Annotated in this window: 11 protein-coding genes; 3 read left to right on the top strand and 8 right to left on the bottom strand. The window is 44.8% G+C overall.

The annotated features are described in order from the left end of the window. Window positions 1–176: 176 nt before the first annotated feature. Genes ACGF63_RS05670 through ACGF63_RS05635 form a run of 8 tightly spaced genes read right to left on the bottom strand, consistent with a single transcriptional unit; the run spans window position 177 to window position 8,556 of the window. Entirely contained in the window at window positions 177–1,628 is a 1,452-nt protein-coding gene (locus ACGF63_RS05670; protein ID WP_387629412.1) for an AAA family ATPase, read from the bottom strand. Window positions 1,629–1,655: 27 nt separating this feature from the next. After that, window positions 1,656–2,141, bottom strand: coding sequence for a helix-turn-helix domain-containing protein (locus tag ACGF63_RS05665; RefSeq protein ID WP_387629411.1), 486 nt, complete (start codon window positions 2,139–2,141; stop codon window positions 1,656–1,658). A 51-nt stretch (window positions 2,142–2,192) separates the two neighbouring features. Continuing rightward, complete coding sequence (locus ACGF63_RS05660) at window positions 2,193–2,822, bottom strand: bifunctional 4-hydroxy-2-oxoglutarate aldolase/2-dehydro-3-deoxy-phosphogluconate aldolase (RefSeq protein ID WP_387629408.1); 630 nt, start codon at window positions 2,820–2,822, stop codon at window positions 2,193–2,195. 17 nt (window positions 2,823–2,839) lie between these two features. Beyond that, window positions 2,840–3,784 carry a sugar kinase gene (locus ACGF63_RS05655; RefSeq protein ID WP_152963237.1) on the bottom strand — a complete coding sequence of 315 codons (945 nt, stop codon included), beginning with the start codon at window positions 3,782–3,784 and terminating at the stop codon, window positions 2,840–2,842. Continuing rightward, entirely contained in the window at window positions 3,781–5,205 is a 1,425-nt protein-coding gene (uxaC, locus tag ACGF63_RS05650; protein ID WP_387629405.1) for a glucuronate isomerase, read from the bottom strand. The genes ACGF63_RS05655 and uxaC overlap by 4 nt, the downstream gene beginning before the upstream one ends. A gap of 20 nt (window positions 5,206–5,225) precedes the next feature. Further along, window positions 5,226–6,683 (bottom strand): fructuronate reductase, encoded by a 1,458-nt coding sequence (locus ACGF63_RS05645; protein ID WP_387629402.1) that lies wholly within the window; start codon window positions 6,681–6,683, stop codon window positions 5,226–5,228. 37 nt (window positions 6,684–6,720) lie between these two features. Next, window positions 6,721–8,022 carry a TRAP transporter large permease gene (locus tag ACGF63_RS05640; protein WP_387629400.1) on the bottom strand — a complete coding sequence of 434 codons (1,302 nt, stop codon included), beginning with the start codon at window positions 8,020–8,022 and terminating at the stop codon, window positions 6,721–6,723. A 27-nt stretch (window positions 8,023–8,049) separates the two neighbouring features. Further along, window positions 8,050–8,556 (bottom strand): TRAP transporter small permease, encoded by a 507-nt coding sequence (locus ACGF63_RS05635; protein WP_132353642.1) that lies wholly within the window; start codon window positions 8,554–8,556, stop codon window positions 8,050–8,052. Window positions 8,557–8,855: 299 nt separating this feature from the next. Here ACGF63_RS05635 and ACGF63_RS05630 point away from each other — a divergent pair, with 299 nt between their 5' ends. The 3 genes from ACGF63_RS05630 to uxuA all read left to right on the top strand — a co-directional run bounded on the left by ACGF63_RS05630 (window position 8,856) and on the right by uxuA (window position 11,993). Next, window positions 8,856–9,836, top strand: a complete 981-nt coding sequence (locus ACGF63_RS05630; RefSeq protein ID WP_387629396.1) for a TRAP transporter substrate-binding protein — start codon at window positions 8,856–8,858, stop codon at window positions 9,834–9,836. A gap of 119 nt (window positions 9,837–9,955) precedes the next feature. Continuing rightward, window positions 9,956–10,714, top strand: a complete 759-nt coding sequence (locus tag ACGF63_RS05625; protein WP_387629552.1) for an FCD domain-containing protein — start codon at window positions 9,956–9,958, stop codon at window positions 10,712–10,714. An 88-nt stretch (window positions 10,715–10,802) separates the two neighbouring features. Then, window positions 10,803–11,993, top strand: coding sequence for a mannonate dehydratase (gene uxuA, locus ACGF63_RS05620; RefSeq protein ID WP_036846380.1), 1,191 nt, complete (start codon window positions 10,803–10,805; stop codon window positions 11,991–11,993). Window positions 11,994–12,066: the final 73 nt, after the last annotated feature.

Genomic DNA, 12,066 nt, shown 5'->3' with positions numbered 1-12,066 from the left:
GTATATATTTCTCATCCTATGAAAATAAAATAATAATAAAATATTGCATATATAAACCTATTTTTCCACATACAGGAAACTAAATATCCTCCCGTACCTTTCTGCCATAATTTCCATCCATATTATTTAGGTAGGACTGTACCTTAAAGAATCGCCACCTAATTTAGCAAAAGGTGTTACCCCTGTGATGACATTCTGGCAGTGTACCCCTGATTAGGATGATTCGGTGTTTGGGGAAATGCCATAATCAAGCATTGTTTATCAATCAATGGTTTTATATGACGCTGTCTAAGATTTTTCGCTGAACGATTTAATAACGTACTCAACACATCAATACAGATATAGTGAGAATAGCAAAGTTTCGTGATGAGCAGTTGCATTTGCTCCGGTTCTAATCGTCGATTCTCATAAGCGGGTTTAGCAATTTCTTGCAGTTTTTTTCTTAAATCTAACTTTATGTACTCTAAGTGATCAACAAATGGCAAGCTAAACGAAGAAGAAGTGAGCCGCCCTAACTCATCCCGAGTGATTTGAGCATCTGAAGCTGTATGAGGCAAGCTAGAGTCCATATGAAGCAAGCCCAATCCATTATTAACACTATTTATTATTACAGATGAAAAAATTTCTTCTGGGTTCGGTAACGACATACCGGGTAATGTGTAGGACTTATTACGTTTTTCACCTGATGCAACCAAAAAGCCTTTATATTCAAGCCGGGGGAAAGCCAAAGTGACTTCCCGGGAGTGTAGAGTTGTTAGCTCACAAGCCCGTTGATGATTAATCCACCCTTCTACAGCAACTGTAGCTAAAATCACTCGATCAAGATTTTCTAATTGTTCAAATTCGCTTCCAAACCTGAGTCTCAACTGCATTAAGATATTTTCAGGGATCAAGCTAGCAGTAGGTAGCTCCAACAAGGTTTGCTCAGGTATCTGACGCTCATGTAAATTAGGCCGACGCCAATCAGCAGAAGACCATCCGCTATATATTTTAGGTAACCCAGACCCCGCCCGTTCTCCTAAACCAATTAGCAAAAACATTTGATGCATGATTCTGTTCCGGCAGTCACTATCTCCACCTTTAATGGCAAATTCAATCGGTACTCTCATTAATCCAGGATTACGAAAGCCAAACATATCAGGTCGTTTTACAACGAGTATGGAGACCCTTCCTGTAAAATCTGCATGCACTAATGTATTAACCAATGCTTCACGTAACGCAATATGGACCAGTGTGTCATCTTGACGCTGACCATGTTTGATCCCGAAAGAAACTTTAAGATCAGTGATTAATTTCCGGTAGACTCTACGATAGAAATCAAACAAATTCCCAGACCACGTACCATCCGGATAAATACGATCAATCCAACGTAATTCAGTTTTAGCCTCTGGTCTTTCCTGATAATCAACAAAGTAATGTGGAGCAGCCTCCATAATGGCATCCCAGTTGCCAAACATCAAAACACCAGCAAGTGTTAAACCTTCTTGTCCAGTTGCTCGATCTTTACGCCATGCTCGTATTAAACGCAGAAATTCAGGAAGCTCATGTTCCAAGTAAGGATGGTTAGGTTTTGCACTAGCAAGTAGTTGTCGAAAAGTCTTCAGGCTATCCATATTAAGGTCAGACATATCGAAGCCAGTCAAAACACGAGCATCTCACTCGTCTTCAACCTGCTCTGCCAACCAACGTTTCACTGTCTCAGCATCGCAAAGCTGATCACTCTCATTTCTTCTCTGATAGGTGCCTTTTAAAGGCTCCCCTTTTATAAATACAGGTTTTTGTTTACGTAGCGCAGCAGGGATACGAACAGCAACAACATTTTTTCCCTGTAATTTTACAGATTGAACACAGTTATCGGTTAGCAAATTAATACTGACCATAGATGGATTGTTAACAGTATTAAATAAATCGGATTTTATTTTTTCTACGTTTTCAACACCAACCGGAGTGAATTTACCTTTTTTTTCTTTCACACCAAGAATAACCCAACCTCCGCCGCTATTCGCCATAACACTATAACTTGGCCAAAAATCACGGGGCAATTCGCCTTTGCCATCTCTGCCGTTGGCTAGTTTGAACTCAACTTCACTCGTTTCGACCAACGTTTGAAGATCAAGGATTTCCTGTAAAGTTACACTCATCAAATAATTTCCTGCCTACATATTTTCTCAAAACGCAGGGACGATTATGCCTTAAGCATTAACCCAATCCACCGCCTCGCGAGTCAAGCGACCAATTTCTTGCCAATTCTGGCTATCCACCAGCGCTTTACTAACCATCCATGAGCCGCCACACGCCACAATACGCGGTACTGCAAGATAATCACGGATATTCTCCAGCCCAATACCTCCGGTAGGCATAATCTGGAGTTCAGTATAAGGTGCTAATATCGCTTTAATCATCGGCAAACCACCGGAAGGTTCTGCTGGGAAGAATTTCAGCAGTTTCAGCCCCAACTCCATTGCACCTTCTGTAGCACTTGGGTTATTCACACCTGGAATAATCGGAATATTCAGTTCCTGACAGGCTTTAACCGTATTTGGATTAAACCCCGGAGAAACGATAAAAGTCGCCCCTGCCTCTTTGGCAGCAACCACTTGTTCACGATTCAGAACAGTTCCTGCGCCAATCAGCATATCCGGCCGAGATTCTTTTAGCAGACGAATCGCTTCTGCCGCCGCTGCGGAACGGAAAGTAATTTCTGCTACCGGCAAACCATTGTCAGCCAGTGCGTTACCCAGCGGAATAATATCTTCCGCACGATCAACAGCAATCACAGGAACAATTTTTAATTGGCGTAACTGCTCAATCATTTGTTTCATCACTTTTTCTCCTGCCCTTAAAAGAAGCTGTCAATCATCGTTTTAGTAGCACTGATTGGAATAATCGCCCCTTTATGCTGAATAACGATACCCGCAAGACCATGCCCCATTTTTACCGCTTGTTGTACTGAGCAATCTGTCAAATAGCCGGCCAAAAACCCGGCGTTAAAAGCATCTCCCGCCGCTGTGGTATCGACCACTTTACCAACCGGCTCAGTTGGGATCTGCTCAATCGGCGTACTCTGCACCAAATTCTGATAATAACAACCGGCTGCACCCACTTTAACAATAGCTTCTTTAACCCCTGCCCATTTGAGGCGGGTCATGATTTCTGTCACTGATTTATCACCCCACAAATTGCCTTCATCGTCATCTGTCACCAGTGCTAATGAGGTAAAAGAGAGTAATTTCTGATAACAGGCTTGGGTTTCTACCACACTTTCCCATAATGCCGGACGGTAATTACTGTCAAAAACCACCGTTTTTCCTTGCGCAGCCAGTTCAGCCAATTGATTCAGTAATATTTCACGATCATCGGCAGGCAAGATAGCCAGGCTAATGCCACTGAGATAAATAGCATCCATCTGCTGCAACGATTGAATAACAGAAAAGAAATCAGGATGGCGAACCATATAACGAGCGGCGGAATCATTACGCCAGTACAGAAAAGTGCGTTCTCCCTGCTCATCAAGTTGAATCAGATACAACCCTGGTTGATGAGCCGGATCACGCAACACCAGATGCGTATGGATACCCTCATCTTGCCAACGTTTGATCATACCTTCGCTGAGTGAGTCCATTCCCAGCGCAGTAACAAAATTCACAGCAATCTTTTGCTGGCTTGCCCGTGCTAAGTAAACCGCACTATTCAGCGCATCACCACCAAAAGTCTGATGTAGAGTACCGAAAGGCGCGCCATTAAGCTCAATCATACATTCACCAAGAAATGCAATCCGCTTCATTGGTTTTCTCCCGGCAAGGCAAAATAACGGCGGGCATTATTAAAGCAAATATTCTCAACCATCTGCCCTAACGTTGCTCTGTTATTAGGAATTTCTCCGTTTTCTGCCCATTGCCCCAACAAGTTACACAGAATTCGACGAAAATATTCATGTCGTGTGTATGAAAGAAAGCTACGGGAATCGGTCAACATACCAACAAACTGACTCAACAACCCAAGTTGGGAAAGTTGTTCAAGCTGGCGCAACATGCCATCTTTCTGATCATTGAACCACCAGCCCGAACCAAACTGCACTTTACCGGCAATACCGCCCCCCTGAAAGTTGCCTGCCATCGTGGCAATCACTTCGTTATCCCGAGGGTTTAGGCAGTAGAGAATTGTTTTCGGCAATTCATCTGTCACATCCATACTATCCAGCAAGCGGGATAACGGCCAGGCGATATTGCTATCACCAATGGAGTCAAAGCCACTATCCACACCAAGCAAACGAAACATACGAGTATTATTATTACGAATAGCGCCGATATGCATCTGCATTACCCAACCACGAGCTGCATATTGACGACCAAGCCATACCAGAACCGCCGTTGTGTACTGCGCAATTTCGAGTTCAGAGAGAATATCGCCTATCAGCCGTTTTTGCAGGATCCTATCCAATACAACTTCATCAGGAACCGGTGCATAGCGCAGATTCTCTATGCCGTGATCAGCAGCCCGGCAGCCATGTGCGGCAAAATGATCAAGACGACGCTCCAGCGCGTCCAGCACATCAGCAAAAGCAGAAATCGACACATCAGCCACAGCCTCAAGCTGTTTGATGTAATCCGTGAAACCTGCCAGCTCGATTTTAAATACACGGTCAGGACGCCAACTGGGTAATACTTCGATATCGAAATTGTCATCTGCGGCGATTTGACGGTGATATTCCAGAGAATCCACCGGATCATCCGTCGTTCCAACCATACACACATTCATTTGCCGCATAATGCCACGAGTTGAAAATTCCGGTGTCGCCAGCTTTTCATTGCATTGATACCAGATTTCATCAGCAGTTTCCGGCCCGAATAATTTCCCGGCGATACCAAACGGACGGCGTAACTCCAGATGAGTCCAGTGATAAAGCGGATTTCCCAACGTCAGTGGCACTGTTTTCACCCACGCCTGATATTTTTCATAATCACTGGTTTGTTTGCCGGTAATCAGTGATTCATCAACCCCTGCGGAACGCATTGCCCGCCATTTATAGTGATCCCCTTCCAGCCAAATCTGACCGAGGTTATCAAACCGGCGATTTTCGGCAATTTCACGCGGGTTAAGATGGCAATGATAGTCATAAATCGGCATAGCTGCGGCGTGTTCATGATATAGCTGACGGGCTGTTTCATTGTTCAGCAGAAAATCTTCACACATAAAATTTTTCATGTCTTTTTCCGGCACCCAGATCAGCGTATCGCCACAACGCGACGTGCGCCGTAGTCTAATAATTGTTGGTAAGCGTTACTCACTACCCGAACAAAATGCGGGTTGGCTAACAATGGGTTGCCAAAAACAGCCAACAATGCGGGAACTGCATCAACAGATAATCCATGTTGCCGATAAATAGATTTAAATTGGTCAACCAACGGATCACGTACATCAATCCATTCGCCTTGCTCATCTTTACCGCTGATATAACGCATCCAGCCAGCAATGCCCAAGGCCAGATGCCAATAATCGCTGCCATTCGCCAGATGATAAGTGACAGAATCAAGCATACGTTGGGGTAATTTCTGGCTGCCATCCATTGCTATCTGCCAGGTCTGGTGCTTAAGTTTGGAGTTACTGAAACGCTCAATAAGGAGGTGTGCATATTGGAAAAGATCCGTTCCTGCCGGCATCGTCAAAGTTGGAGCCTGCTCTTTCAGCATCAGATCCAAAACGGCTTGCCTGTAATTGGGATTCACCATTGCGTCAGCAATATGCGCATATCCTGCCAAATAGCCTAGATAAGCCAAAAATGAGTGGCTGCCGTTAAGCATTCGCAATTTCATGGTTTCAAAAGGCGCCACATCTTCAACAAATTGTGCTCCCGCCACATCCCAGTTTGGGCGGCCACTCACAAAATTATCTTCAATCACCCACTGGCGGAAAGGCTCACAGGCAATTGCGCATGGGTCATAAACACCCAATTGTTCAGCTATTTCCTCCAGCGATTCTGGCGTAGCCGCTGGAACAATGCGGTCAACCATAGTGCATGGGAACGTTACATTCCGCTCAATCCACTGCGCCAGTTTTTCATCTCGTAAACGGGCAAAACCGATCACCGCTTCACGGGTCACTTTGCCATTCTCTCTGACGTTATCGCAGGACATCACCGTCAACGGCGATAAGCCACGTTCATAGCGTAAGCGAAGCGCTTCAACAATATATCCAATAGCCGATTTTGGCGCTGTTGGATTAACTAAATCCTGTTGAGTCAGCGCATTATTCACATCCAATTTGCCACTGGCGGCATCGGTACAATAGCCTTTCTCGGTAATTGTCAGCGAGATAATCGCCACCTGCGGCTGTGCCATAGTTTCCAGAATACCTTGCTGACCAACAAATTCAGGGTGTAAAGCATCAATCATCGAGCCGATAATTTTCAGCTCAGTTTGTTCTGCCCCTTTTTCCGCAATGGTACACAAGCAATCTTGATCGTTAAGTTGCTGAATAAGTGTCTGACCGGAGAACAAACTGACTTCACAAATGCCCCAGTCACTGCCGGTTTTTTCCAGCATGTGATGAGTAAAAACCGCCTGATGCGCCCGGTGAAAAGCGCCACATCCCAGATGAACAATGCGAGTAACCAGTTTCTGGCGATCATAGGCAGGAAAAGAAGCAACAGAACTGATTTCACCGTTGGCTATATTACGGATCATGGAATAATTCCTTTAACGACGCAGATTATCTGAATAATCAGTAACTCAGTAACATCTGAGGCAACCACAAGCTCAGTTGTGGCATAAAGGTCACCAGCATCAGAGCGATAATCAAAGCACAGTACATAGGCACCAAAGGCTTCAGTACCTTATTAATGCTGACCTCACCGATAGAGCAGCCAACAAACAGCGCACTCCCTACCGGCGGCGTGCAGATACCAATCGCCAGGTTGAAAGTCATAATGATACCGAAGTGTACCGGGTCAACCCCCATATTCTGTGCCACCGGCAGGAAAATTGGAGTAAAAATCAGAATCGCCGGAGTCATATCCATGAAGGTCCCGACCAACAACAAAATGAGATTAATAACCAGCAGAATAACCAGCGGATTTTCAGAAAGTTCCATCAGCGCATCAGCGATCAAATAGGGCAAATCAGCATTCGCCATTGCCCATGACATGCCCATTGATGCACCAATCAGCAGCAGAACAATCGAGGTGGTCACAGCAGAATCGAGAATGATTTTTGGCAGTTTAGTGATACTGACTTCACGATAAATCAGTATTGCTAAAACAAAGCTGTACAACACCGCAATCGCCGAAGCCTCTGTCGCGGTAAAGATACCGGCAATGATACCGCCCATAATGACCACAACCAGCATCAGGGAAGGCAAGGCGCGAACCAGGGTAGTAAAAAACTCGTTCCATGTCGGCTTTGGCGATACCGGATAATTACGGCGTCCGGCAATAATCGCCGCCATCATCATCAGGGATACCCCCATCAGAATGCCGGGAATATAACCTGCCAGAAATAGGGCAGCAATCGATGTACCACCAGAAACCAGTGAATAAACAATCAAGGTATTACTGGGCGGGATTAACAAACCAGCAGGACAGGAAGCAATGTTGACAGCGGCAGAATATTCCGGCTCATAGCCCTCTTTTTTCTGCATTGGCGCCATCGTTCCACCGACTGCCGCAGCCGATGCCACCGCTGAACCTGAAATCGCCCCGAAAAACATGTTCGCCATAATATTGACGTGAACCAGAGAGCCAGGCAAACGGCCACCAATGACTTTTGCCAGATTAATCAGCCGGGCAGCGATCCCCCCCTGATTCATAATATTTCCCGCCAGAATAAAAAACGGGATCGCCAGTAAAGAGAAATTATCGACACCCACCGCCATACGTTGAGCGACAACAGTAATTGCCGCTTCCATTGGCAACGTCATCATAATTGCCAGTAATGACGACAAACTGATCGCAAAGGATACCGGTATACCAAGCGCTAACAACACAGCAAAGCTACCAAACAAAGCTAAAACCACTTGCCAGTCCATAAGCTCATCCTCTTCTGTCTGGTGATGTTAATGACTTTCAGAAACCGCAGTGTCTTTACCTGAAAAATTCTGAATCAGAGAAACGATGTCTGCCAGCACATAGAAAATCATCAACACTCCACTGATTGGCAAACATAAGTAGACATATCCCATTTGTAACCCTAACGCCGGTGTGATTTGCCCGGTTTCAAGCGTTGAGATAGCCAGTACCGATCCGCCATACACCAATACGACCGCAGCAAACAACGCTATCGCCGCCTGTATCACCAAACCCACAATATTTTTACCTGTCCCCTTAAGTTTCATCATTAACAGGTCGATAGCTAAGTGACGGTGTTGGCCTGTGGTATATGCCGCGCCAATCATGGCGACCCACATGAACAGATAACGGGCAAGTTCATCCGTTACCGTACTCGGCGTACCAAGCACATAGCGGGAAACCACCTGCCATGTGACACAAAACACCAAAAAAGTGGAAAGGCAGATGGTAAAAAATGCCAAACCTTTATTGATGCAATCCACAAGGTTTTTCATGGGGCTTTATCCTTATTGGCCTTTACCGGATGCCATGTTTGGTTGACCAGATGTTAGAAAACTGCCTGACCAAAATAAGCAAAGGGAACTTTACGTCACCCGGATTATAAGATACAGGTCAAAAAAACATCCAGTGAGCGGGATCACAAACTGATTGGTTGACCAAAAAACCGGGTTATTTTGGGATCTTGGTCAACCAAATAGTTTTTACTTTTTGACGAAAGCCAAAGTAGTGCTTATGGTTTGACCGTCAGTTCAGTTGTGCCCGTAACCTATTTACAGCAATTGGAGAACGAACAATGAACAATTCTAAGCGTGTTTTATCTACTGTCATCGGCGCGATGTTCGCCTTAGGCGCATCACAAGTCATAGCCGTGACAACATTAAAACTCAGTCATAACCATAACCGCGATCACGCAGTACACAAGGCAATGACTCAGTTTGCTGATGAAGTTCGCCAAAAAACAAATGGTGATGTTCGTATTCGGATCTACCCAGATGCACAATTGGGCAACCAGCGGGAATCGATGGAGCTGATGCAAAATGGGGCGCTGGATTTAGTCAAATCTAATGCTGCGGAATTGGAAGCGTTTACGCCTGACTATTCTGCTTTTAATTTACCTTATCTGTTCCGTGATAAAGCACACTACGAAAAAATCAAAAACGGTGAGATTGGTAAAGAGATCCTCGCTTCCAGCAAAAACAGCGGGTTTGTCGGTATAACCTATTATGAAGCCGGTGCACGCAGCTTTTACGCCAAAAAGCCGATTCGCACTCCTGCGGATTTAAAAGGCATGAAAATCCGGGTACAACCTAGCCCAACTGCCATTTCAATGGTGAAAAACCTGGGCGGTAACCCAACACCACTGGCTTACGGCGAACTGTATACCGCTCTGCAACAGGGTGTCGTGGATGCCGCAGAGAACAATATTCCCTCTTTCAACCTGAGCCGTCACAGTGAAGTTGCAAGGTATTTCTCACTGGATAAGCACACTATGGTGCCGGATGTCTTGGTGATTTCTAATAAATCGCTAAATAAACTGTCATCAGCACAACAAAAAATCCTCATGGACGCGGCAGCCAACTCTTCGGAATACATGACGAAGCTATGGGAAAAATCAGAAGCGAAGGAGCGCCAGAACGCAGAAAAAATTGGGGTCAAGTTTGTTGATGTTGATAAAAAATCGTTTGAAGAAGCCGTCAAACCTATGTACGACAACATCAAGAAAACTGATCCAATGCTTTACCGTATGGTAGAACGCATTCGCGCAGTAAGATAATCATCCCTGGTGAAGATCAAACGGCCTTCACCCTTAAGTGGCGTTTTTGGTTGACCAATTCCTGTTTTTGACTATGATCTATGCAATACAATAATAATTATCGTAATGGTAGCGATGTGATGAAGCATTTACTTGAGCCAAAACGCCCTTACCAAGAAGTTGGCGTTTCATTAAGGCAGATGATTGCCAACCAGCAATATCGTATCGGGGATCGTTTACCACCAGAGCGAGAGCTTGCTGATTTATTAGGGGTTTCCAGAACCATTGTCCGTGAAGCCTTGATCATGCTCGAACTGGAAAACCTGATTGAAGTTCGCAAAGGTTCCGGGGTTTATATTATTAACCTCCCTCACGTGTCGTCGTCTTCATGCTCAGTCAACGCGGCAGGACCTTTTGAACTATTACAGGCTCGTCAATTACTGGAAAGTAATATTGCTGAATTTGCCGCAATGCAAGTCACACCCAACGATATTGCTAATATGCGCCGGGCACTGAAAAGAGAGTCGGAAGATTTGGCTGCCGGTGAAGATGAATCCGGCGACAGAGAATTCCATTTGGCAATTGCGGAAGCGACACATAACAGCATGTTAGTTGAACTACTTAAACAATCCTGGGCATGGCGGGAAAATAATCCCATGTGGCTAAAACTCCATAGCCGAATCACCGACAAAGATTACCGTAAAGAATGGCTGCATGATCATCAGATCATTTTGGCCGCCATGATCAAGAAAGATCCGGCGGCAGCCAAACAGGCAATGTGGCAACACCTGGAGAATGTGAAATTACGTTTGCTGGAATTGTCTGATATTGATGATCCCTATTTCGATGGTTATCTGTTTAATTCATATCCCTTTGAAATAGCAAAGAAGCGTAATTAATTCAGCAGGATAATTTATAAATACGTTTTTATATCCAGTTATTCTGGTGGCTGTTTTTCATTCTGAATTTATGCAAAGGTAAATAATAATGGAACAAACCTGGCGTTGGTTCGGCCCAAATGACCCTGTTTCCTTAGATGATATCTGTCAGGCTGGTGCAACGGGTATCGTCACCGCATTACACCATATTCCTAACGGGCAAGTTTGGAGCAAAGATGAAATCCTGGCCCGTAAAACCCTAATCGAAAATAAAGGGCTTATCTGGTCGGTTGTTGAAAGTGTGCCTGTTCATGAAGAAATTAAAACTCAGACAGGTCACTATCAGCAATGGATTGATAACTACAAAACTTCGCTGAAAAATCTGGCTGAATGCGGCATAGACACCATTTGTTATAACTTCATGCCAGTGTTGGACTGGACACGTACTGACCTTGAGTATCTACTCCCTAATGGCTCTAAAGCCCTGCGTTTTGATCAAATTGCCTTTGCCGCATTTGAGATCCACATCCTCAAACGCCCTGGCGCAGAAGCCGATTACACCATTGAAGAACAAGCTCAGGCAAAAGTCTATTACGACAATATGTCTGATGCTGATATTGATAAACTCACTGCTAATATCATTGCCGGTCTACCGGGCGCCGAAGAAGGCTATACGTTGGAAGCATTTCAGGCACAATTAGATCTCTACAAAAATATTAGCCACGATAAACTGCGTGAGCATCTGGCTTATTTCCTGCACCAGATTATTCCTGTGTGTGAAGAACAGAGTTTACGTCTGGCAATTCACCCGGATGATCCACCTCGTCCTATTCTGGGCTTACCACGTATCATTTCCACTATTGAAGATATTGCATGGCTGACAACCATTGAACCAAGCCCAGCTAATGGCATCACGATGTGTACCGGTTCCTACGGCGTTCGTGGTGATAATGATCTCGTTGAGATGATTCAGCGCTACGGCAACCGGATCTATTTTACTCACCTGCGTTCCACCCAACGGGAAGAAAACAGTAAAACTTTTCATGAAGCCGCTCATCTGGCAGGTGATGTAGATATGTATAGTGTGGTGATGGAAATCCTGCGTGAAGAATATCGCCGCAAAGCAGCCGGAGATGACCGCTTGATCCCAATGCGTCCTGATCACGGTCACCAAATAATTGATGATCTGAAAAAACAGACGAACCCCGGTTATTCCTGTATTGGCCGATTAAAAGGTTTGGCAGAATTTCGTGGGCTGGAATTAGGTTTAAAACGCGCATTTTTTGAGAAAAAACAATAAACCAAAGTTACTGGATATATTTATGAGTAACCCTATAAAGGGTTACTTTTTATATTTATCCACATTAATGTTA

Origin of the sequence: Photorhabdus sp. RM322S (assembly GCF_042879395.1) — a bacterium.
GTDB classification, from domain to species: Bacteria; Pseudomonadota; Gammaproteobacteria; order Enterobacterales; family Enterobacteriaceae; genus Photorhabdus; species Photorhabdus khanii.
Note: the sequence above shows the minus strand (reverse complement) of the source record. Positions and strands in the feature narration are given on the sequence as shown.

What these genes read in the sequence shown, in the direction of transcription:
- ACGF63_RS05635 (WP_132353642.1), bottom strand. Translation starts at nt 8,556, where the DNA reads ATGAAAAACCTTGTGGATTGCATCAATAAAGGTTTGGCATTTTTTACC.
- ACGF63_RS05660 (WP_387629408.1), bottom strand. Translation starts at nt 2,822, where the DNA reads ATGAAACAAATGATTGAGCAGTTACGCCAATTAAAAATTGTTCCTGTG.
- ACGF63_RS05645 (WP_387629402.1), bottom strand. Translation starts at nt 6,683, where the DNA reads ATGATCCGTAATATAGCCAACGGTGAAATCAGTTCTGTTGCTTCTTTT.
- ACGF63_RS05640 (WP_387629400.1), bottom strand. Translation starts at nt 8,022, where the DNA reads ATGGACTGGCAAGTGGTTTTAGCTTTGTTTGGTAGCTTTGCTGTGTTG.
- ACGF63_RS05625 (WP_387629552.1), top strand. Translation starts at nt 9,956, where the DNA reads ATGAAGCATTTACTTGAGCCAAAACGCCCTTACCAAGAAGTTGGCGTT.
- ACGF63_RS05630 (WP_387629396.1), top strand. Translation starts at nt 8,856, where the DNA reads ATGAACAATTCTAAGCGTGTTTTATCTACTGTCATCGGCGCGATGTTC.
- ACGF63_RS05655 (WP_152963237.1), bottom strand. Translation starts at nt 3,784, where the DNA reads ATGAAGCGGATTGCATTTCTTGGTGAATGTATGATTGAGCTTAATGGC.
- uxaC (WP_387629405.1), bottom strand. Translation starts at nt 5,205, where the DNA reads ATGAAAAATTTTATGTGTGAAGATTTTCTGCTGAACAATGAAACAGCC.
- ACGF63_RS05670 (WP_387629412.1), bottom strand. Translation starts at nt 1,628, where the DNA reads ATGTCTGACCTTAATATGGATAGCCTGAAGACTTTTCGACAACTACTT.
- ACGF63_RS05665 (WP_387629411.1), bottom strand. Translation starts at nt 2,141, where the DNA reads ATGAGTGTAACTTTACAGGAAATCCTTGATCTTCAAACGTTGGTCGAA.
- uxuA (WP_036846380.1), top strand. Translation starts at nt 10,803, where the DNA reads ATGGAACAAACCTGGCGTTGGTTCGGCCCAAATGACCCTGTTTCCTTA.